This window comes from Rhodonellum sp., assembly GCF_030656585.1.
Lineage (GTDB): Bacteria > Bacteroidota > Bacteroidia > Cytophagales > Cyclobacteriaceae > Rhodonellum > Rhodonellum psychrophilum.
In genome coordinates this window covers 75,462-97,003 of record NZ_JAUSPP010000057.1, presented here as the reverse complement: position 1 = coordinate 97,003, position 21,542 = coordinate 75,462, and the positions used below count along the sequence as shown (strand labels likewise).

Sequence of the window (21,542 nt, the reverse complement as noted above, 5' to 3'; positions counted from 1 at the left end):
GTTTTCTTTTTAAAAAAATTGGCTAAAATTTAGGGAATGAAGGCCAAATTATTAGAGAGAAGAAACCCATTTGACAAATCCTTTACTTCGGTTATCCATTCATTTCCGTATTTTCTGGACATCTGGCATTACCATCCCGAAATGGAGCTGGTGTATATCAGCAAAAGCTCTGGGACCCGGTTTATCGGGGATAGCATCCAACCTTTTTCCCCTGGTGAACTGGTATTGATCGGAGAAGACTTGCCGCATCTTTGGCAAAATGATCAGGCCTATTTTGAAAAGGGAAGTGAATTGAAAGCCGAGGCGATCACCATCCATTTCAAAAAAGAATTTGCTGGAAAGGAATTTTTGGAGATTCCTGAGATGAAGGAAATCGCGGAGCTTTTTCAACGGGCAGGGCAGGGGATCGTGTTTTCCCCCGAGGTTGCGGAATCCGCAAGGGAGTTGATGCTTGGTATCCACCGTGAATCCGGTTTTATTCGGCTAAAGCTGTTTTTAGAACTTTTACAAATGTTGGTGGAAGAAAGCGAGTACTCCCTTTTGAGCACCAAAGGATTTATCAATCCCGGCGAAAATTTGGGTGATACCAGAATCGACAGAGTTTATTCCTATACCTTCAACAATTTTCGGAAAAACATCACCTTGGAGGAGGTGGCCGATATTTCGAACCTCAACCCCACCGCATTTTGCAGGTTTTTCAAGAAAGCCACCAAGAAAAATTATTCGAAATTCCTGAATGAAATCCGAATCGGATATGCATGTAAATTGCTTTTGGAACAGAAGCTGAATATTTCGGAAGTGGGTTATGAATCAGGATTTAACAACCTTTCCAATTTCAACAGACAGTTTAGAAATATCCTGGGGCTCTCTCCAAGTGCTTATTTACAAAAACACCAGAAGCACAATTGAATTCTTGGCACATTTATTGGTAAATTTTTTCCCATTTGAATCCATTTTATTTTTCACACCAATAATGGCCAAGCATCATGAAAACCAAAGGAATTTTATTTTTCAACCTATTGATCGTCATGATCTTAGGGTCATGTCTATCAGATACCGAAAATGACACCATCAATCCAGGAGAAGGTTATGCAGTGCTCTTGGTGATCGATGAGGACAGCATCGACAATGGAAATGAACCCAACAATTTCACTGAGGTGGATGTCAATGATCAGCTGGCAACAGTTGGCTTGCGTACCCCATTAAAGTATTTTCAGGACAATCTTGGGAATACCATTGATCTTTTCACTGGACAGGTAGGAGATGAGGGTTGGTTTGCTTTGAAAAATATCCCCAATAGATGGAGAAATGCAGGACCAACGAACAATGGTGCCAGGAATTATCTGACTCCTGGTCCAGGATTGGGAGCGCCAAACGTGGATGATGACCGAGAAATCCATTTGGATGAAATCCCCGATGTTACGCCACTTAGGGCAACTGGATTGAAAATGCTTATCGGGCAAAAAGTATTGGCGGTGGTTTATGATAGTGATATCAGCATCAATTACTCGCCACTCGAGGGGAATCTCAAAGGAGCAAACTTGGGAATGGTTGCTCTCGAGGTAGTGGATGTAAGGGCAAGGACCGGCGGATCTTCTTCGGATCTTCCTATTGTCAGCGTAAAAATCTTGAATGTGAATGAAATCGACAATTTGGATCTTAGACTGTTTTCAAATGCGCCCGTTCCACAGTCTTCCTCAGAGCCCTTTGACATCAATCCTCCTGCTACTGTTTCGCAAGGAGTATTTGAACCTGCAAATTGAAGCACAATTGAACCCGAAACATGCATTCTTTTTCCCAGTGGGATTGACACTGCAAAAAAATCAGACTATTGAGAGAATAAGCCGTCTCACCGATATGGGACAAAACCAGGGGACAATGGACTGATTGTGAAGCAATTTCAGGCTGTTATAAAATGTTAATGCTTAACACGGGTTAAAAAAACTTTGACAGAGGTTCCAGTTGCTTTATGGATTCCATATCTGCCAACATCAGTGGTTTTTCCAAATATCCGATCACATGTCTGAATTTTTCCGCTTTTTTCCTGTCTGAGAGATTGATGGAAGATGTAATCATCACGACGTAAATGGGGGAGTGGGGATATAAATTTTCCAAGGCAGTCAGAAAATCCCAAGCATTAAAATCAGGCAGGTGAATATCCAGTAGGATCAGTGAGCTGAGGTCTTGGGTTTTTTCCACTTGGTTGTATTCCAATGCCTCATTTACAGTTGTAAACAGCAAAGGTGATGGGTGGATTTTGCTTTTGATAACAAGCTTCTTGACAATTGTTAGGATCAAATCCTCATCATCGATGATCAAAACTTCATATTTCATTTTTCGGGGATATTGATGTTTTCTGTTTTATTGGAGATATTCCGAATGATCTTGTCCAGTTCATGGCCTGATTCGATGATGTGGTTGATGAAGATCTTTTTTTCCGAATCCGAAAAATCATCGTCCTCTGTAAGCATATTGATGAGTCCCATCATCCTGGCCAATGGAGCCCGAACGACATGGGATTGAATCCAGCTGATTTCCTTTAACTTGACGTTTTGCTCTTCGATGGCTTCAATATAGCGTCTTCTTTGGGTGACATCGTTGGCAAGGACCAGTTTTGCCTTCAATCCATTGAAATCCAATATGTTTGAGCTGATTTCTACATCGATTATTTCCTGATTTTTCTTAAGGTGCCTGAAGATACCAAGGTGGTTGATTTCACCATCTGAAGTTGAGTTTTCCATCGCATTGTCCAAAAAGTTGTTTTCTTCCTTTTGTCTGATGTCGCGGATGGTCATGGACAAAAATTCTTCTTTTGAATAGCCATAATGCTTGATGGCGGCCTGGTTCACATCCAAAAAGGCCAAATTACCCATCTCATATACCCACATCGGAATGGGGCTCAAATGGAACAATTCCTTGTACCGTTTTTCAGAATCATAAATCCTTTGGGATGCGGCATTTCGCTCTATTCCATAAATAATACTTTTGAATAGGTTGGTGGCATTCAGATCATCTTTCAACAAATAATCGGAAATCCCCAAAGAGAGAGATTTTCTCCCAAATGCCATGTCCGAATAGCCTGTCAAAACGATTACGGGGATGTTTGCTGCGATTCTTAAAATCTCCATGATCAAATTTTCACCGCTCTTGTCAGGAAGGGAAAGATCCAGTAAGACCGTGTCGAAGTATTTGGGCGATTGGGTCAAAATTAGATTGGCTTCCGCAAAATTTTTGGCTTCCACTATTTTTGGGGCCTTTATCGCTTCCTCCAAATAGGTTTCAATCAACAATCTATCTCCACTGTTGTCATCGATGACCAAAATGGTATAACTCCTGCTATCTCTAAACATACGCTAATTTTTATTGGGGGGAAGCCTCACGATACTCACGAAAAAGCTTTCAATTTCAGTGACCACTTTTATGAAGTCATCCATGTCTACGGGTTTGGTGATGAAACAATTCGCGTAATTTTTATAGGAGGAAAGAATGTCATTTTCAGAAGAGGAAGTCGTCAACATGATCACAGGGATTTGCTTGAGAGATTCCTCCTGCTTGATAAATTTCAATACCTCATGCCCATTTTTCCTGGGAAGATTGATGTCCAATAGAATAAGATCAGGCGTGGTTTCGTTTTTGTATTCCCCTTCTTTCATCAAAAATTCCATGGCTTTTTTTCCATCCCTTACCACACTGATTTTATTGATGATTTTTGCCTCTTCCAATGCCTCCATCGTCAACAAGATATCTCCTTCATTGTCCTCCACCAATAATATTTGAACCTGTTTCATACCCAATAATACTTAAATAGTTTCAATATTTTTTGCGATATTAAAATAAAAACTGCTTCCTTTTCCCTCCTCAGAATCTACCCAAATTTTTCCACCGTGGTTTTCTACGATTTTTTTGCAAATGGCCAAACCAATCCCTGAGCCCTGAATCTCCTCCTTTTGGTGAAGGCGGTGGAAAATGGTGAAGATTTTTTCCTTAAACTCTTTTTTAATGCCCAATCCATTGTCCGTTACGCTGAAAATCCAATGGGTTCTGTCCTCCGTACCATGAATGCTGATTTCAGTCGATTCCATTTCCCGCTTGTATTTCAATGCATTTTCAATCAGATTCTGAAAGAGTTGCTGAAGGGGTGCCTTTGAAGCATTTATCTTCGGCAAATTGCTGATCTTGATTGTTGCATTTGATTGTGAAATCAAACGTCTTTCCAAAAGCAAAATATCTTCTACCATCAATTTGGTATCAATCACTTCTTTGTTTCCCACATTCCCGGCCCTACTGTACTCCAAGAGATCCAAGATAATTTTTCTCATTCTTTGGGCACCATCTACGGCAAAGTGAATGTATTTCTTGCCTTTTTCATCCAAAATAGGATGGTATTTTTTCTCCAAAATGCTCAGAAAACTTGAAATCATCCGCAAAGGCTCCTGTAAATCATGGGAAGTTACATAGGCGAATTGCTCCAATTCGGCATTTGAAGATTCCAATGCCTTTGCCCTTTTGATGAGTTGATCGCTCATCTGATACAGTGCTTTTTCGGTGGCTCTGGAATCAGTAATGTCTTTCAAGACCACTACAGCGCCCAATTTTCGCCCATCTGTCGTTTTGATCTCTTCTCCCGAACAAAGCACAATCCGCTTGGGAAGGTTTTTTGGAGCGATCATTATTTCCTGGTCTTTTATCTTCTCCCCATTCAATGCTTTGAATAAGGCTATCTCTTCTGTTTTCAGGAGCCTTTTACCATCCGGGTGAAAGAGGCTGTAATGGTTGCTCCAGTTTTCTGTCAAAATTTCTTCCGCGCCAAGCCCATGAATGTTTCTGGCAGCTTTGTTGAACAGCATTAAATCCCCTTTTTCATCTGCGGCAATGATCCCTTCGGAAAGATTTTCCATCATGTACCGGAGGAATTCCTTTTCTTTTTCCAGTGCGCGCTCAGATGTTTTCCGGGAAGTGATGTCTTGAGTCGCTCCCGTCACCCTGATGGGTTCGCCCTTTTCATTCCTGATAATGATCCCCTTATCCACCACAAAAGCATATTCACCATTGTTCTTGCGAAACCGAAATTCCAGCTCCCAATATTCAGTGGTTCCTGAAAAAAACCCATTCATTTTGGAGTTTACCCATTCGAGATCTTCGGGATGAATATGTGCTTGCCAAAATGTATCATTGGAAGTCAATTCATTGACTTCATGCCCAAAAAGCTTGCTGAAAGTTTCAGATCTGTAAACCTTGTTCGTAGTAAAATCCCTGTCCCAAATGGCGTCAGAGGTAGCTTTGGTCGCAAATTGAAATCTTTCGATACTTTCCTTTAATTGTTTGGATTGTTCGTCTACTTTTTTGCCGAGTACTTCGGGTTGTTTGGCGAGGTTAAAGACGATATATCCCAAAAAACAGGATAAAATCATTCTTAATCCGATAAGCGGGAGAATGTCTCTGAAGGCTGTAGACTTTTTCAATTGGACAATTAAATTCCAATCCCCTTCGGGCAGATTGAGGTTTACGATTCCACCTTCATAGGATTCTTGACTGGTATTGAAAAACTGTTCTTCGATATTGGTTTCCGGATTGATTTTGGAAAGCCCGATGTAAAATGGATTGTCGGCCGCCTTGTCGATTCCAGCCTGTTTCAAAAAAGTATCCAAATGGATTATCACTGCAGCAAATCCCCAGAATTGGCCATCCTTGAAAATGGGTTGTCTGCCTACGATTCCAATGCCTCCTTGTTTCAACTCAAAAGGACCCGCAAAATAGAGGGTTTCATTTTCTTTTGCTATGAGGGCCTCTTTGATTAGCTTTTTCTGTTCAAGGATATCATACCCGATCACTGGTTCGTTTCCATCAAGGGGATAAACATATTTGATCACGCCACCTTCCACCAATTGCAAGGCATCAATCCCCTCTGTTTGTGTCAGGATATCCTTGGCTATGGAATCGAAATTATCGCCAATCCCAATGTTTTTTTCAAGGAAGGCAAGGATTTTGGTGGCAGATTGGCTGTAATTCAGACTTGAGGAAATCTGTTTTTGGATCAGGATGGCTTGGTCTTTTGCCAATTGTTTTTCGTAGGCGATCTTTATCTCAAACTGTTTGTAAGAAAAATACTGCGTCAGGATCAAGACTGACATAAAAACCATTCCTCCCAATAAGGCCGGTGGGAACTTGATTTTAAATATTGTAGACATTCCTCATTCTTTTTACTGGAAAATTAAAACGTATGTATTTGCAACATCCAAAATCGATCGGGAATCATTGCTTTCCCAAGGTAAAATGAAAGGAACTTCCTTCGCCTTCAACAGAGTTGACCCAGATCTTTCCATTATGGTTTTCAATTATTTTTTTGCAGATGGCAAGTCCCATTCCCGAACCCGAGTATTCATCTTTTTGGTGAAGTCTTTGGAAAATAATGAAGATTTTGTCAAAGTATTCTGCATTGATTCCTATCCCATTGTCCTGGACGCTAAACTCCCAATGTGTTTCCATTTCTTTACCTTCGATGGTAATTAGGGGTTTTTGACCTTCCTTTTGATATTTGACCGCATTGGTAATCAGGTTTTGAAACAGCAATTGGAGAGGGTTTTTGAAGCCATAAATTTCTGGAAGATTCGAAAATACAATCTTAGCTTTTTTTCCCATAATGAGCTTTCGGTTGTAAAGCAAAACCTCCTGTATGAGTAGGGTAGTGTCTATTGGTTCTTTTGCACCGTCCGGTCTTCCCACCCTGGAAAATTCCAAAAGTTCCAGAATGATTTCGCGCATCCTTTGTGCACCATCTACAGCAAAATGAATGTATTTTTTACCTTTTTCATCAAGGATAGCCCCATATTTTCGCTCGATCTGGGTGAGGAAACTGGTGATCATTCTTAAGGGCTCTTGCAAATCATGGGAGGCGACATAGGCAAATTGCTCCAACTCTTGATTAGAAATGGAAAGGTCTTTGTTGCTTTTCAGCAGTTCGGTATTGAGGTTCTGAAGGGAAGCTTCATATTCCTTCCGGTGGGTAATGTCCTGGATGGCACCGATAATTCTGACAGGCTTCCCTTTGGAATTCCTAATTATAGACCCCCGGTCAATTACATACGCATAACTCCCATCTGATTTCTGCAGCCGGTATTCGTTTTCAAAGAAATGCTCTTTTGGATCTCCAAAAACCCGGGCGAGGTTTCCAATGACTTTCTGGTGGTCGATTTCATGCAATTGCTTTTCCCATTTCTCCCAAGTTGGCTTTTCATTTATTATATCAAATCCAAAAAGAATTTTAAATCCTTCGCCCCAAAACAGTGCGTTGGAAGGGATGTCCCAGTCCCAAATGGCATCATTGGTGGCTTTGGATAATTTTTCAAACCTCTGGTTGTAAATCGCTATTTCTTCTTCTTTTCTTCTTTTTTCCGTGATGTCCCTAAAATATACCGATAGCCCACTTGAAGAGGGGAAAGCACTCACCCCAAACCAAATATCCAAAGCGGGATTGTATTCATCAAAGTGAACAGGTTTCATGGTTTTTATTGCCTTATGGTAATTGGAATAAAAAGCTGATTCTTTTAAGTCCCTGTAGGTTTCCCAAAGATTTGCTCCCAAAATCTCCTCCTTTTCCAACTTCAGCAATTTTCTGGAAGTATGGTTCATGTAGGTCACTTCCCCTTTTTTGTTCACGGCAAAAAAAGCATCTCCGATGGATTCCAAAATGGTGTTTTTCTCTTGCAGATTTCGTTTGATGGTGTCCAAATTGTCCTTTCTTTCCATGGCGACCGCTAGATTGGTGGTCAGAGATTGAAGGAAGGAGATTTCGTCTGCATTCCAAATTCTTCCCTTTGTACAATCATCAAAGCCGATATAGCCATAAAAATCATTCTCAATGAAAATCGGCACCTGCAATGTGGAAAGGATGTCCTGTTCTTCCAAAATCTTTTTGGTGGGATCATCCAGATCCTTGGTTAAGTATGCAAAAGGCTTTTTGTGATTGATAGCCTCTAAAAATAGGGGATGCTCCTCCAATTCAATCGCTTTGTAATGGGGGTTGTCGATTTGTATCGAAACCTTGCCGTTGGTCCATTCCAATTCCTGATTTGCCATCAGGCGATTGGTCAGGGGATCCCGGTAGTTTTTGATAAAATAAGCACGATCGGCGTCCACAGTTTCACCCATGATTTTCAGGCAATTGGAAACCGCCTTCTCCCAGTCGTCAAAATCCATCAAGGTTTCGATGACCACTGCAATGCCTTTTAATAATTTTGTTTTGGCGATGAGGGCAGCTTCGCTTAATTTCCTTTCGGTGATGTCCCTTTGGATGGCTAAAAAATGGGTAAGTGTCCCACCTTCGTCCTTTAGGGGAGTTACTGATATGTTGACCCAAAATTCCTCTCCGCCTTTTTTATAGTTGATCGTTTCAATTTCAAAAGGTTCTTTTCTTCTCAAAGCTTCTCCCAAAAGCCCCAGAGCGGAAAAATCAGAATTGGGTCCTTGCAAAAATCTTGGGTTTCTACCCATGACCTCTTCAGAGCCATAACCTGTTAGTTTTGTAAAGGCATTGTTTACATAAATGATTTTTGGCCCGGGGGCATCTAGGAGATTGGATTCCGTAATGATGACTGAGTCAGTGGAATTGGTGATGACCGATTCCATCAATTTCAATTCCTGCTCCCTTTTTTTAATGACGCTGATGTCTCTGCTTATTCCAACCAATCCGATCACCGAACCTGATTTGTCCCGTAAGGGGATTTTGGTAGTCAAGAGGGTTTTTAGGCTTCCATTTTTGTTGAGAATGGTTTCTTCCTGGTTAAAGAGGCCTATTTCGGATTCAATTACCTTTCGATCGTCCTCAAGGAATTTTTGAGCATCCGCTGCATTCACAAACTCAGCGATCGTTTTGCCTATCGTATCTTTTTCGGATTTTGCACCGATCAGTTCCAAGTTGGCTTTGTTGTTGATCAAATGGCGGGAATCCCTGTCCTTGACAAAAATATTATCAGGGATGATGTCGATGAGGGTTCTGAGCAAATTTCTCTCCCGAAAAATGGTCTCTTCCGCCTTATTTTTTTCAGTCAAGTCCGTGATCGTGGACATTTTGAGCCGCTGACCATCAGGTTGCACCAGCAACTGAACCGTCTCCGACAAATCGATATGCGCACCGTCTTTTCTGGTGGTCTGCCAGAAGACGGGCTTTTCGATGCCGGTTTTGATGAAATCCTGATGATCGGCAAGAGCTTGTTTTTGGAAGGCTTCAGGAATACAATTGATAAAGTTTTTCCCCAATAATTCCGATCGCGAACATCCAAGGATGCGACAAAATTCTTCGTTGACAAATATAAAAACGCCTTTGTCGTCCGTAATGGAGATTCCGGAGTTGGATCCATTCAATACAGAAAACAAAAGAGATTGAGTTTGCAAAAGTGAGAAACCCGACAAAGGTTCAATGAATTCTTCCGATTGGGTTGTCTGCTTTTTTATGTGAAAATCGTTTTTCAATATGTCAATCGGTTTTTTTTGTTTTTGAGAAATTTCCACTGTTTGGTGGGGTGATTTTTCCATTTGGAAGTCTTGCTTTTTTAAAAGTGGGTGGTTCAAGCTACATTTTAATCAACAATAAACCTTATAAATACCAAAAATTTCAATGTTTTTTATCCCGAGATCCATTGAAGAAAAATCAACAATCAAGTCATAGGAAGATGGTATTTCCGGATTTTACCGATGCATCGCAGGCCACTGCAATCCGCATACTGTTCAGGGCATCTTCCAGGTGATCGCTCAGGCCAATGTCTTCCTGAATGGCCTTTAAAAAATACCTTTGCTCCCGATTGCAAAGCTCCTGATGATCGGGTTCATCGCTCAGATCAATCCATTGGTCTTTATAGGTGAAATTGTTTTGCGCATCTATGTCTGCGTGATGGATTTTGATGCTTTCGGTTTTGGTGTGCGCATCCACATGGTCGGATTTGCCCATTTCCCCTGCTTTTCGGGCCACGATCGATACAGCACCCTTCGGCCCAAAAACATCCTTGATGAAGAAGGCATTGTCCGAAACCATCGGCCCCCAACCGGCCTCATACCAGCCTACCGATCCGTCTTCAAATCGGATCTGCAATTGGCCGTAATTGTAGTTCCCTTCAGGGATATCCTCCGTCAACCTTGCTCCGATGGCGGAAACAGAAACCGGCTTTGATCTTGTCATTTGGCACATGATGTCAATGTAATGGACCCCGCAGTCCACGATCGGACTGAGGCTTTTCATCAAATTGCGATGGACATCCCACATGTACCCTTGACTTTGCTGGTTGAGATTCATCCGCATGACCAAAGGCTTTCCCATTTTTTGCGCTTCCAATACAAACCTTTCCCAAGAGGGATGGTGTCGAAGAATGTAACCGACCACCACTTTTTTCTTTGCTATTTTGGCAGCCGCAATGATTTTTTCTGTTCCGGCAACGGTGTCGGCCAAAGGCTTCTCGATAAAAACATGACAGCCGCTTTCAAGCGCCCTGATGGCAAAAGCTTCATGGGTGTCCGGATAGGTCGAAATGCAAACCGCATCAGGCTGGGTCTGGTCCATGGCGATGTCGAAATCCGTGAACAAAGGATATTTGCTGCCCAACTTTTTGTTCAGTGTTTCTTTGCTTTTGCCGCGGGAAACCAAACCGCAGATGTCGAATTCCGGCATCTGATGATAGGCGAAGGCATGGGAAGCGCCCATATTGCCACAACCGACCACTAGGATTCTAAGGGGTTTATTCATTTTTTTGGATTAAAGAGTGGAGCAAAAAAAATGTTTAAATACCGGGTTTTAAACCATTAAAGGATCTATTTATGAAGGATTTTTTTTATTGAATCGAGACCTTCATACTGATCGGCGTCAAGGGTTGGTTGAGGCTGTCCCTTTGTACAGCGACGATTTGATCCACCACATCCATGCCCCGGATCACCTGTCCAAAAACTGTATAGTCGCCATCCAACCGGGCGAGTCCATCCTTGTTTTGGACGATATAGAATTGGCAACGTGCGGAGAGTTTATCCGGATTGTCGTCTCTTCCTGCACCGAGGGCACCATAGCCATGTTTGAGATCGGGATGGAATTCCGGGGCCAAGAGGTATTCGGGATCGTTGAAGCCCTCCTCAGTATCCGGGCAACCTGCCTGCGCCACAAAATTTGGGATGACCCGGTTGAAGGTCAAGGAATCCCAATATCCAGCCGTTGCCAATTGGATGAAGCTGGCTTGGTGCTTTGGCGTTTGGTCATGCAGCAGGATATGAATGTCACCTAAGGAGGTGGAGATTAAGGCGATTTTTCGCTCTTCTTTTTGGGCGAAGGCCTCCGACATGATCATTCCGAATACGAAGGCTAAGGAAAGCCAAGAGCGAATCCTTCCGAAGTGAATTTTTAATGATGGCATAGACACGGGGATATTTGGTAAAACTGTTGCCAAATAAGCAAAAATTTGGAAGAATATCTAAGGCTAGGTCATGTATTGGTTTTTCTTGGCGGATTCGTTTCAATAAATGATTTTTTTGGTGGAAATGAAAAAATAAAGGTGAGTTCCTGGGATTTAACCCCTGTTATGGATTGCCAATTCAATTTCAACCTGAAATTGATTCATTATCAGCTAATTGTTCACTGTTTTTGACTCTTATATAGTGGTTTGGCTTTAGGCCTTATCGTCCAAATAGTCCGATTTTCTTGCAGTTTATACCCCTATAGGCAAACCCAATGCCTACTTCCGGAGGAATGGATGAGGTGATTATTTCCCCAAATCCCTTTGGGAATTGACATCATATCGTCCAGATATAATAACTTTACTTTTGTTGGATCCCAGAAAGTGGAATTGGAAACTGAAATACATGGAAGAAAAACTTGATCTAAGGACGGTAAATGTCCGCCGTTATATTTTGCCCCTTCGGGAAGGTGGGTCCCTGCCTGCCTTGGTCGATGCCGACGATGGCTTCAACTATGTGTTGAAATTTCGTGGAGCGGGCCAAAGGGAAAAGGCGTTGATCGCCGAATTGCTGGGAGGGGAAATCGCCCGATTTCTGGGATTTAAGATGCCGGAACTGGTCTTTGCCCAGCTGGATGAGGCTTTTGGCCGAACGGAAGGAGATGAGGAGGTTCAGGATCTTTTGAAATTCAGCCGGGGATTGAACTTGGGCATGCACTTTCTCAAGGGTGCTTTGACCTATGATCCCGTTGCGATGAACATTGACCCTTTGTTGGCTTCACAGATCGTATGGCTGGATGCTTATATTACAAATGTAGACAGGACTTTCAGGAACACCAATCTGTTGATTTGGAATCGGGAACTTTGGTTGATTGACCATGGAGCTTCTTTTTTGTTTCACCACTCTTGGACAAATTGGGAAAAGCATGCCATCGGACCTTTTTCCATGATCCAAAATCATGTGCTGTTGCCTGTTGCGGATCGTCTGGAAGAGGTGGACGCAGTTTTCAGAGAAAGGTTGAAAGCTTCAGATATCAAAAAAATCGTCGGTGCATTGCCGGACGATTGGTTGTTGGCGACAGGAGAAGAAGAATCCCCTGAAGAACAGCGGCAGATTTATGCGCAATTTTTGACAACTCGTTTGAATCATTCCCAAATTTTTGTAAAAGAAGCCCAAGATGCCAGGAGATCACTTGTATGAGTATGCGGTTATCCGCTTGGTTCCCGATGTAGAACGAGAGGAATTCATCAATGTCGGTGTGATCCTGTCTTCGATAAAAGGAAAATTCCTTCAAACCAAAATCAAGGTAGATGAATCGAAGTTAAATGCCTTTGCGCCAAACCCGGACCTTGACCTTTATGCTTGTCATTTGGCCTCTTTCGAGAAGATTTGCCTCGCCGGAGAGGATGGTGGCCCCATTGCCCAAATGGACCTTGCCTCCCGATTTCGTTGGCTCACAGCAGTCAGAAGTTCTGTGATCCAGACCTCCAGGCCTCATGCTGGGCTGACAGACGATTTGCCGGGAACACTCGACCGCTTGTTTGGGATTTATGTTGGGGAATGGGATTGATCGGGATTTGGTGTTTCAGAGGAGAATTCTTTTCATTTGAACCATCAAAACTTGATTTGAGTCGAATTTGAAAAGGCGCAATGGAATTTGGTTCTTATGCCGATAGCGGTTCCACTTTACCGGTTTTGTTGGTCAATTTATCTTGTCCATTGGAAGGAGAGGATTCGGGAAGAATCCTCTTTTCACTACAGAAGCCTTCTTGGTTTATCATCGTCAGATTAAACCCGTTTTATGGATTGCAAAATCCATTTAATATTTTAATTTTCTGATAATCAATTAGGTGTTGACTATTTTTGACTTCACCCAATTGGTGTCAGGAATTGTTCGCCCAATAGACTGATTTTCTTTCAGTTTCAATCCCATTTGGAAACCTGTTGCATATTTCCATCTAACTTAATCAAGTTAGATGCCCTACGTTACTTTTCCGCTGTCTTAGAACTCGGGTTAAAATTGATACAAGGGAGGAGACTGTCAAAAAAAAGGCAGGCTACGCCCCTTATCTGTTGCGGATTTTATTCCTGACTTTCAAAGCCAAATTCCGGAGATAGGGGAAGTATTTGCCACTTTTTAGATTATAAATGACGGATTCGGAGTTGAAAATCATCTCGAAATTTTCAGTACACAACACCGGTTTTTTCGTGATCCGGTTGATCTCGATGGCCTGACTCAATGAGCTTTCAACAAAGAGGACATACCCACTGGAGGCATAGGTTTTGGCTTTGTGTGCAGCGTGGTTGTTTGCTTTTTGCCTTGCTTCTTTGTTTGGTAGGTCCAACATGACCAAATCATTGTATTTCACATTGTTATTCGCCAGCCATGTTTCCGTCTCCTTACGGTATTTTTCGAGTCGGGAAGTTACGATCGTCCCTATCTTGACCTCGGGTATGAAAAGAGGTGCCGCATTCAGTACAAAATCAATGTATTTTGGTCCATCATCATTCAGGTCTTCGGTTGGATCCACGCAAAGAACGCCGTCGATATCGAAACAAGACTTTTCCAAGAAATAATGATTGAGAACATTCCACTGGAAATATCTTGGAAGTGGAACGACCTCAAAATGATAATCTACCAAATTCTCCTTGCCTGGAATGACATAGATGGCGCAAAAGCTAAGGGTAAAATTGTCCCCAATATCCTTCAGACTTTCCTTACATTTTTTGATTGCAGAACCCGAAGCCACACTGTCATCGACAATCAGGATTTTTTTGAAATCCTTGATGTTATAAAACTGTCCGCGTGCCCCGGCCTTGTAAATATGACCGTTGATAAAGGAACTCAGGTCTGTGTAGGGTTTATTAAGATACAATGCAAGCAGATTGGCGGGGAGCATCCCACTACGGGGAATCCCTACGATCAGGTCAAAATCACGGGGCAAAATGCTTAAGGATTTAAGAATGATTTGATTCAAATCTGAAATATTCCTGTAGTACATAGGTTTTGGATGACGTTAACGATTGAAATTTAAGGATAATCCTGACAATCCTTCCATTGCAGGCGTTCGATTTTATTTTGTGGACCGATTAGATCGGCTGTTTTTGATTTTTTGGAATTGATCCACCGCTATTTTAAAAGCTTTGGGATAATTGAAGAAGGTTTCTTTCAGGATATTGCCGTAGCTGATGCTTAGGAATTTATTGAGTATGTATATTTTGATCACCACGGTGATGGATATTGCCACCAAGACACCCATAGCAGCGCCGATCAAGCCAAATTGAAGAATAAATACCCAAGAGAGGGCAATGCCATAAGCCAGTGTCCCAAATACCAAGACCATGTTGTAGGCGGGTTTGCCGATGGCGTCCAAGAAAATGCCGGTTTGCCGATCCAGGGGTTTGAGGATCGCAATAAGGGAAATCAACTGGAGATAAGGAACGGCATCGAGGTAATTTTCCCCTGCCACCAAGAGGATAATGTATTTGGCCAGAAAAACCACGACCACAAGAAATGCCATACTAAAACTGAACATTGCCGCCACGGTCATTTCAAAAATCCTCGAGACTTCAGCCATCTGCTTTTTTTCATGTGCTTCAGAGGCTTTGGGAAAGGAAATCGATGAAATGGAATTGATCGGGATGTCCAGTAAATTGACAATCCTACCGGCACTGTTGGCCATGGCAACTTGTACTGGAGAAAGCAATGCCCCCAAAAGGAATTTATCCATGCTGGAGGTGAGCATGGAAACCAGGTTGGTCCCAAAAACAAATTTCCCAAAATGGAAAATTTTGCCCAACCATTCCTTGTGCCAGCCCCAGAGTATCTGAAACTGGTTTTTGACCTGATATTGGGAAGTAAGCAAAGCAAAGATAAAGCAGAGATTGTAGTACCATGCCAATTCGATAAGGCTGGGTGTATAATCCAAGAGGTAAACGATTGCGATAAAGACAAAAAACGGTACACTCTTGCTGATTCCGGCAAAAAAATAGGATTTGAAGTTGAAGGTTGCCTGCATCAAAATCAGGTTGTGTGTATGAAAAATCAGAAACGGGAGGAAGAAGACATGGATTTGAAGCAAGTCTGCAAGGCCTTTTGCGCCAAACAGCGTTTCGGCAAAAGGCGCGGCCATCCAGATAAAAAGAATGATCAGGAGGGTAAGTGCGGCATTGAGTTGTAAGGCCGAAATCTGGATTTTGCTGTTTTCCATGCCTTTTTCTGAGACGATGAATTTGATCATCCCGTTTTGAAGAAATCCATTTCTGGCCATATCGATGATCGCGGCAATGGTGATGAACAGCACCCAAACCCCAAATTCCTCAGGTGAAAAAAGCCTCACCAGGATCATGAATCCCACGAATCCCACGATAAAATCCACCCCTCGGTGCATCATGGAAAAGAACCCGCTGCTCAACCAATAATTTTTCTCGCTCATTTGTGCATGTCATGAATTTTGGAGTAGGTATCCAAAATGGTCTTTGCTCCTTGTTCAAAACTGAAGAGTGGCACCCTTGCATATCCCTTCGATATCAAGGAGGATCTGAGCACCTGATCTTGAAGCAGATTTTCGATGGCCTCACAAATGGCCTCCGGATTGAATGGGTCTACCAAAACAGCCGCATCTCCAGCTATTTCAGGCATGGAGGAGGTGTTGGAGGTAATGACCGGACAGCCACAGGCCATGGCTTCAAGGATAGGCAAGCCAAAACTTTCCCGTAGGGATGGATACAGAAACATTTCAGCACCGGAATACACATAGGGCAAATCCTGGTTTGGGATATAGCCGGTAAGGTGGATTTTGTTGCGGATGGATTTCGCATCGATGCTAGCCAAAAGTGCATTCAATTCGTTTTCCCCAAAGTCAGGCATCACGATATCCATATTTAATTTACCTTTTTGATCAAGCTTTTTGAGGGCCAAGAGTACGCCTTTCAAGTTTTTTTTGGGCGCGGTATTTCCTAAAAAAAGCAGATATTTCTTGGGTAGTCCGTAGTCTTTGATTTTGTCTGTGATGGCGGTGATGGAATGAGGCTGAAAATGGTGGGCTACACCATTGTAGATCACTTTCACCTTCTCCTTTTCGAATTTGAAGTATTTGTCAATCACTTTTTTTTCAAATTCGGAGACGGTAAAAATCGCATCACTATTTCTCACCACCTTTGGCACATTCCATTTTCTATACAGATTGCCTAACCTCTGATACCAAGAGCCTGATCTAACATCGGTCTTTTCCAGGTAGATGATGTCATGCAGTGTCAAGACCAAGGGTACCGAGGTATTGATTGGCGCAGTATTTCCGGTGCAATGGAGCAAATCCAATCGGTACGTTTTGACCGCTTCCGAGAGGTGTTTTTGTTCCCAGATAGGGTAGGGGCTTTTCTTGAGCGGGATGATCTTGAAATTTTCGCTTTCGCTGATGGTTGCTGTGTCTACATCAGGGTTGACAAAAATGAAATACTCGTTTACCCTATCGATTTTCTGCAATTCCTTGATCATTTGCACCGCCACGATGTCCATCCCGTGTTTTTTCTTTCTGAAGATCCTTTGTGCCTCGATGCCTATTCTCATTTTGAATCTTTCGTTTTCTTGGTTTCTTCCTCGATTGTTCCATGAGGGGTGTGGATAAATGTTTCGTTGGCTCCCTTAAGTTTGAAAATAACAGAGACAAATGACAAAATCCCTTTGGGAAGAAGTGTCAAAGCGCTGAGCAAATCTTTGTTGAAGTACGACCCGGGTACGGCGATCAGGATAGAAAGATAACCCATGACCATGATCAGGAGCCAAAGGAAAGGCTGTGGAGCGGCTCCGGGGATCAGGGAGATTCCCAAAGCAACCGGCAGCAGCCCGATGAGCATGACCCGCGGCACGATGGCCATTTGGATCACTTTGTCAAAGTAATCCAAATTTCCATTTTTGAACAATTCATAAAATCCATTGAAAAAATGTTTCTTCAAATATTTGATTTGGGCGGATAGCCATCTTTTTCTTTGTTTTTCAAAAACCTCTGCTTTCTGCACTTTTTCATCGTACACGATGGCCGATTCACAATAGTCTACCAAGATCCTATTTCTCAGAAGGTAAAGTTCCATTTCTTTGTCGAAACCACCGACGGCAGTCAGTTCCCGCATGACCGTATTGTATAATTTGAATTCCAAACCCATCGCAGAACCGATGATCGCAGAACTCAATCCCATTACCCGATGTCCCTTTCTGAAAATATGGTTGTTGATGGCTTCCGATATGGCATCAAGGATGGCCATTGGCGTATTCTTGTTTTTGGCAGTCCGCTGCCCCTGGACGACGGCATGGCCTTGCGAAAATGCCTCATTCATCCGATACAGGTAATCTGAAGCGGCCACGTTGTCGGCATCAAAAACCAAGGCATAGTCAAATACTTCCTTGGTTTGGTCCAAGGCGACATTGAGGGCTTTTGCCTTGGTGCTTTTTTCGAAGGAAACCTCCACCACCTGCAAGGGCATTGCCCTGAGTTTTATGAGAGTGGAAGGTTGCAGGGAGTCGGCGATGATGACTACATGAACCAATTCTTTAGGGTAGTCCAACGCCAACGCATTCATGGCGGTATCCAAGATTACACCATCCTCTTTGTAGCTGGGAATATACAGGACGAACCTCTTGAGGGGCAGCTTTTGGGGGTATTTTTTTTCCTTGTAAAATTTACCTGCCAAAGAAAATATCAGGAGATACACCACTTGAAGCAGTAGGAAGATAAAGACCGCCATACCGAATAGCGCAGTGAAAATTTGCCAGATTTCATTCATATCACTTTTGTTTTCAGAGAGGAGTATTGATGTTTTTAAGGAATTTGGCAGGGACTCCGCCGACAACTGTATAGGGTGCGACGTCCTTGGTGACGACTGATCCTGAGGCGACGACGGCACCTTTGCCTATGGTGACACCTTTCATGATGATGCACCTCATGGCGATCCATACATGGTCTTCAATGGTTATACCCTTCTTTATTTCGGAAGCATCCTGGTCTCCGATGGCGTGGAAATCATTGTCCATAATTATGGTATAAGGTCCGATATCTACATTGTGGCCGATGGTGATGGAGGTACTGGCGGAGATATGGACACCATTGATGAAAGTGTCTTTCCCGATGGTCAAAGAAGCATTTTTTTTGACAAAAATCTTGCATCTGTCAAATTTTGACCAAAATTTAACACCATCTGCAATTTCCACATTTCCATAGATTTCCACTTTGGGCCTGTTTTTAGTCAAAACCATGGAACCCAACTTTTTGGCGTTTCGAAAATACCATTTTGCCATCAACAGCTCCACGAATCCGCCAATGAGAAGGCTGAGCAAGGCAAGTGGGTGGCTGGGAAGTCCTTCTTCTTCGAGGGCTTTCTTTTTCTTGCCAAGGATGCTTGAAATTTTTGAAACCATGATTTTTAAGTAAATATTTTAATTTCTTGTCTTGTTGCGTTCTTGATCGAATAGCTTCCATCTCCATTAGCGACCAGTTGAGGCTGGGCAGAAACATTGCTGTTCTTGAGGTTCCACAGGCATGCTGACCAAAAAGCCTTAAGGTGGTCAAATTCCCCTTTGAGGGAAAAGGCCAGGACTGCCTTGGGAAAAGAAAGGATCCCAAAGGAAATCAGGCTGATGGTACGTTTCCAGCCTTTTCTGTTTCTTCTTGTGAAGATCAATCGGCCTCGGTGGAGGTAATAGGTTTTTATCGGGCTTTTTTTTCCTATGGACATGGATTCCTTATGATATACCGTGGAATTGCCGACAAAATATATTTTGTATCCCTTTGCCTTGATCCTTTCAATCCAATCATGTTCTTCGTAGTAAAGGAAATAGAGATCTGGCATCAATCCCACATCAAGAATAACCTCCCTTGGAACCATCATCGCCGACCCATGAACCAACTCCGTTTCGATGGTGTCATCGCATTGTCCAAGATCCAGCTCTTGGCCACCCCTGGCGAATCCCCTGATTGTAAATTCACTGATGCCGCTTGATCCGCCCCATTGAATGGTATTGTCTCTATCGAAGTACTTGATCTTGGGGGAACAAGCGCCAATGGAACTGTTGTTTTCGAACAGATCCACTAAGGGTTGTAGAAAATCAGGATCTACGATGGTGTCGTTGTTGAGAAAAAGCAAATATTTTCCTTTTGCAACTGCGATCCCCGAATTGTTGCCGGCCGCAAAGCCAAGGTTTCTGTTATTCTTGATGACTTTTGTCCCTGGGTACTTGGTCATTATTTCTTTTTCCGGATCAATCGTTGATCCATTGTCTACCACGATGATTTCAAACGGGCCATAATTTATTTTGAATATTGACTCCAAAAATGCCAAAGTACAGCTCAACTGATTAAAATTTACACTTATTATACTGACAAGTGGTCGATTCAGCGAATTTTTCATTTGAAACTCAATTAATTTTTGAATAGAAGATGGCTCAGACTGGTTGTTTTTGTGTCTATCTTCAAAATATACAGGCCATTTGGGAATTGGCGGAGGTCCAAAATTCTATCTAAGCTGTATTCATCCTGAAATTTTTCCTGAAATAAAATAACACCATTGGTATTGATCAATGCGATGGTACCTGCGTTTTCCCGAATGTTTAGGTACTTCATGTTCAGGTAATCCGTGGAGGGATTGGGATAGATTTTTAAGCTTCCGAAAGCATTGTTCAGCTTGTAAATTTCTTGGTATTCAAAGGCTCCCATATCCATTTTTCCGTTTTTTGGTCGGGGAAGCTGATCATGGTCGAAGTTCAAATCAAATCCCGCAATCGGCAGTCCCGAGTTGATCAGCGGAGAACGGAAGTTTTGTCTAAAATCATAATTTTCGGAGGATTCGAAAAAGAGCGAATCAATGGCATTGCTGAATAGATTTGCTCTTGAATATTCGGTGGGAAAAGACTTGTTCAGGTCGATGAATGCCCGGTTGGCCACGATGGGGAAAACCCCTGGATTTACAATCACATTGTTTTGTATAATGGTTTTGTTTCCTAGAGCATCAGGAGAATTGATCCCGCTTGTCTTGGGAGCGATTAGGGTATTGTTGAAGATGCGGATATCGAAAACACTTTCACCGGTAATGTTTTTGACGTAAATCCCATGTTTCGGGAAATTCTGTGGGGAGGATTCCGGAAAGAGTTGGCTGCCCGGATTCACGATCACATTGTTATAGATGACATTGCCGGAGTTTCCGAATACCTCAATGCCTGAACCCATCCCGTCCGCGATGAAATTGTTGAAGACCTCACAAACACTGCCCCCACCGATCAGGATCCCACTCATTTGCCCGAAGGACATTTCTTGGCTGTCTAGGGTTACCCGATTGTTGAAAATCTGGCAATTTGATGGTGTAGAGCTCACTTGAATGGCATCTTTACCGATGTTGTTCAGGACATTGTCATGGATTTTGACATCCTGCATAAGGTGTTCCAATACAGGTTTGCTTCCACCATCACAATCCCAGGTACGACCATGGTAGAAGGAGCTGCCGATATACATCCCTTCGTCCCCAATGGCATCAAAAACACAGTTGCTGATGATAAGGCCTTCAAAAATAAAATTTTCCCTCAAGAATGAATCGTTTTGACAGTTTGAATCTGATTTTGCCATAATTCCAGACTTGGCGATATTGTATAAACCGATGCCTGAAATCTCGATTTGACTGGTTCCGTCCTCCAGTGATATCCCGTTCCCGTTGGAGACATCCCGAATGGAAATTCCTTTTTCATTGGGCGCATTTTGGTTGGAATTTTCCCCTATTATCTTTAGGTACTTCGAATTTCTTACCGCTATGCCATAATTGATTCCTTCTGAAAGAACAACAGGTCCCCCTTTATTCACGATCACAATGGGTGAATTTTTATCGCCCCTTAGATTCCTGATCAAAATTTGGGAATAGGTACCCGCCATCAAGATGATGCTGTCTCCGGGAGCAATGTCCTGAAAAGAAATAGGATCAATGACCAGGATTTTATTTGTTGAGGGGTTGACAAAAAACACTTTTTGAGCTTTGGTTTTTCCCGAACAAAAGCACGCCAAAACCACCGTAAATAACAATGGATTGAAAATGTTTTTGTAAAAATAAAGCATGTCAGGAATGTTAAAACAGATCTTTTG

The 21,542-nt window shown here is 42.6% G+C and carries 17 protein-coding genes and 1 pseudogene; 4 read left to right on the top strand and 14 right to left on the bottom strand.

What is annotated here, in order from left to right:
• Positions 1-36: 36 nt before the first annotated feature.
• On the top strand, positions 37-909 hold the full coding sequence (locus Q7J63_RS13625) for a helix-turn-helix domain-containing protein (protein ID WP_304886906.1): 873 nt from the start codon (positions 37-39) through the stop codon (positions 907-909).
• Positions 910-986: 77 nt separating this feature from the next.
• Positions 987-1,763 (top strand): hypothetical protein, encoded by a 777-nt coding sequence (locus tag Q7J63_RS13620; RefSeq protein WP_019598637.1) that lies wholly within the window; start codon positions 987-989, stop codon positions 1,761-1,763.
• Positions 1,764-1,935: 172 nt separating this feature from the next.
• Here the strand turns inward: Q7J63_RS13620 and Q7J63_RS13615 are convergent, their stop codons facing one another.
• The 7 genes from Q7J63_RS13615 to Q7J63_RS13585 form a co-directional block, all read right to left on the bottom strand.
• The gene (locus Q7J63_RS13615) at positions 1,936-2,334 is read right to left on the bottom strand and encodes a response regulator (RefSeq protein ID WP_304886904.1); all 399 of its coding nucleotides are present in this window, start codon (positions 2,332-2,334) and stop codon (positions 1,936-1,938) included.
• Positions 2,331-3,350, bottom strand: coding sequence for a response regulator (locus tag Q7J63_RS13610; RefSeq protein WP_304886902.1), 1,020 nt, complete (start codon positions 3,348-3,350; stop codon positions 2,331-2,333). Before Q7J63_RS13610 ends, Q7J63_RS13615 begins: the two co-directional genes overlap by 4 nt.
• A 3-nt stretch (positions 3,351-3,353) precedes the next feature.
• Positions 3,354-3,788 carry a response regulator gene (locus tag Q7J63_RS13605; RefSeq protein WP_019598634.1) on the bottom strand — a complete coding sequence of 145 codons (435 nt, stop codon included), beginning with the start codon at positions 3,786-3,788 and terminating at the stop codon, positions 3,354-3,356.
• A gap of 12 nt (positions 3,789-3,800) precedes the next feature.
• The gene (locus Q7J63_RS13600; RefSeq protein ID WP_304886900.1) at positions 3,801-6,188 is read right to left on the bottom strand and encodes an ATP-binding protein; all 2,388 of its coding nucleotides are present in this window, start codon (positions 6,186-6,188) and stop codon (positions 3,801-3,803) included.
• A 64-nt stretch (positions 6,189-6,252) separates the two neighbouring features.
• Positions 6,253-9,531 (bottom strand): PAS domain S-box protein, encoded by a 3,279-nt coding sequence (locus Q7J63_RS13595; protein ID WP_304886898.1) that lies wholly within the window; start codon positions 9,529-9,531, stop codon positions 6,253-6,255.
• Between the two features lie 127 nt (positions 9,532-9,658).
• Positions 9,659-10,732, bottom strand: a complete 1,074-nt coding sequence (locus Q7J63_RS13590; RefSeq protein WP_304886896.1) for a Gfo/Idh/MocA family protein — start codon at positions 10,730-10,732, stop codon at positions 9,659-9,661.
• A gap of 85 nt (positions 10,733-10,817) precedes the next feature.
• The gene (locus Q7J63_RS13585) at positions 10,818-11,387 is read right to left on the bottom strand and encodes a peptidylprolyl isomerase (RefSeq protein ID WP_304886895.1); all 570 of its coding nucleotides are present in this window, start codon (positions 11,385-11,387) and stop codon (positions 10,818-10,820) included.
• 445 nt (positions 11,388-11,832) lie between these two features.
• Between Q7J63_RS13585 and Q7J63_RS13580 the strand changes: the two genes are divergently transcribed.
• Entirely contained in the window at positions 11,833-12,627 is a 795-nt protein-coding gene (locus Q7J63_RS13580) for a HipA family kinase (protein ID WP_304886893.1), read from the top strand.
• Positions 12,605-12,997, top strand: coding sequence for a DUF3037 domain-containing protein (locus tag Q7J63_RS13575; RefSeq protein ID WP_304886891.1), 393 nt, complete (start codon positions 12,605-12,607; stop codon positions 12,995-12,997). The genes Q7J63_RS13580 and Q7J63_RS13575 overlap by 23 nt, the downstream gene beginning before the upstream one ends.
• 496 nt (positions 12,998-13,493) lie before the next feature.
• Here Q7J63_RS13575 and Q7J63_RS13570 read toward each other — a convergent pair whose 3' ends face one another.
• From Q7J63_RS13570 to Q7J63_RS13540, 7 genes and pseudogenes are all read right to left on the bottom strand, one after another.
• A complete protein-coding gene (locus Q7J63_RS13570) occupies positions 13,494-14,429 on the bottom strand; it encodes a phosphoribosyltransferase (RefSeq protein ID WP_019598625.1) in 936 nt (311 codons plus the stop codon).
• A 72-nt stretch (positions 14,430-14,501) separates the two neighbouring features.
• A complete protein-coding gene (locus tag Q7J63_RS13565; RefSeq protein WP_304886888.1) occupies positions 14,502-15,863 on the bottom strand; it encodes an oligosaccharide flippase family protein in 1,362 nt (453 codons plus the stop codon).
• Positions 15,860-16,996, bottom strand: a complete 1,137-nt coding sequence (locus tag Q7J63_RS13560) for a glycosyltransferase family 1 protein (protein WP_304886886.1) — start codon at positions 16,994-16,996, stop codon at positions 15,860-15,862. The genes Q7J63_RS13565 and Q7J63_RS13560 overlap by 4 nt, the downstream gene beginning before the upstream one ends.
• Positions 16,993-18,207, bottom strand: a complete 1,215-nt coding sequence (locus tag Q7J63_RS13555; RefSeq protein WP_304886884.1) for a glycosyltransferase family 2 protein — start codon at positions 18,205-18,207, stop codon at positions 16,993-16,995. Before Q7J63_RS13555 ends, Q7J63_RS13560 begins: the two co-directional genes overlap by 4 nt.
• Before the next feature lie 13 nt (positions 18,208-18,220).
• Positions 18,221-18,391 (bottom strand): annotated as a pseudogene (locus tag Q7J63_RS20885) (DapH/DapD/GlmU-related protein); the annotation flags it as partial.
• A 452-nt stretch (positions 18,392-18,843) separates the two neighbouring features.
• The gene (locus tag Q7J63_RS13545; RefSeq protein WP_304886881.1) at positions 18,844-19,827 is read right to left on the bottom strand and encodes a glycosyltransferase family 2 protein; all 984 of its coding nucleotides are present in this window, start codon (positions 19,825-19,827) and stop codon (positions 18,844-18,846) included.
• A gap of 11 nt (positions 19,828-19,838) precedes the next feature.
• Positions 19,839-21,515, bottom strand: a complete 1,677-nt coding sequence (locus tag Q7J63_RS13540; RefSeq protein ID WP_304886879.1) for a T9SS type A sorting domain-containing protein — start codon at positions 21,513-21,515, stop codon at positions 19,839-19,841.
• Positions 21,516-21,542 lie beyond the last annotated feature (27 nt).

What these genes read in the sequence shown, in the direction of transcription:
- Q7J63_RS13625 (WP_304886906.1), top strand. Translation starts at nt 37, where the DNA reads ATGAAGGCCAAATTATTAGAGAGAAGAAACCCATTTGACAAATCCTTT.
- Q7J63_RS13620 (WP_019598637.1), top strand. Translation starts at nt 987, where the DNA reads ATGAAAACCAAAGGAATTTTATTTTTCAACCTATTGATCGTCATGATC.
- Q7J63_RS13615 (WP_304886904.1), bottom strand. Translation starts at nt 2,334, where the DNA reads ATGAAATATGAAGTTTTGATCATCGATGATGAGGATTTGATCCTAACA.
- Q7J63_RS13610 (WP_304886902.1), bottom strand. Translation starts at nt 3,350, where the DNA reads ATGTTTAGAGATAGCAGGAGTTATACCATTTTGGTCATCGATGACAAC.
- Q7J63_RS13605 (WP_019598634.1), bottom strand. Translation starts at nt 3,788, where the DNA reads ATGAAACAGGTTCAAATATTATTGGTGGAGGACAATGAAGGAGATATC.
- Q7J63_RS13600 (WP_304886900.1), bottom strand. Translation starts at nt 6,188, where the DNA reads ATGTCTACAATATTTAAAATCAAGTTCCCACCGGCCTTATTGGGAGGA.
- Q7J63_RS13595 (WP_304886898.1), bottom strand. Translation starts at nt 9,531, where the DNA reads ATGGAAAAATCACCCCACCAAACAGTGGAAATTTCTCAAAAACAAAAA.
- Q7J63_RS13590 (WP_304886896.1), bottom strand. Translation starts at nt 10,732, where the DNA reads ATGAATAAACCCCTTAGAATCCTAGTGGTCGGTTGTGGCAATATGGGC.
- Q7J63_RS13585 (WP_304886895.1), bottom strand. Translation starts at nt 11,387, where the DNA reads ATGCCATCATTAAAAATTCACTTCGGAAGGATTCGCTCTTGGCTTTCC.
- Q7J63_RS13580 (WP_304886893.1), top strand. Translation starts at nt 11,833, where the DNA reads ATGGAAGAAAAACTTGATCTAAGGACGGTAAATGTCCGCCGTTATATT.
- Q7J63_RS13575 (WP_304886891.1), top strand. Translation starts at nt 12,605, where the DNA reads ATGCCAGGAGATCACTTGTATGAGTATGCGGTTATCCGCTTGGTTCCC.
- Q7J63_RS13570 (WP_019598625.1), bottom strand. Translation starts at nt 14,429, where the DNA reads ATGTACTACAGGAATATTTCAGATTTGAATCAAATCATTCTTAAATCC.
- Q7J63_RS13565 (WP_304886888.1), bottom strand. Translation starts at nt 15,863, where the DNA reads ATGAGCGAGAAAAATTATTGGTTGAGCAGCGGGTTCTTTTCCATGATG.
- Q7J63_RS13560 (WP_304886886.1), bottom strand. Translation starts at nt 16,996, where the DNA reads ATGAGAATAGGCATCGAGGCACAAAGGATCTTCAGAAAGAAAAAACAC.
- Q7J63_RS13555 (WP_304886884.1), bottom strand. Translation starts at nt 18,207, where the DNA reads ATGAATGAAATCTGGCAAATTTTCACTGCGCTATTCGGTATGGCGGTC.
- Q7J63_RS13545 (WP_304886881.1), bottom strand. Translation starts at nt 19,827, where the DNA reads ATGAAAAATTCGCTGAATCGACCACTTGTCAGTATAATAAGTGTAAAT.
- Q7J63_RS13540 (WP_304886879.1), bottom strand. Translation starts at nt 21,515, where the DNA reads ATGCTTTATTTTTACAAAAACATTTTCAATCCATTGTTATTTACGGTG.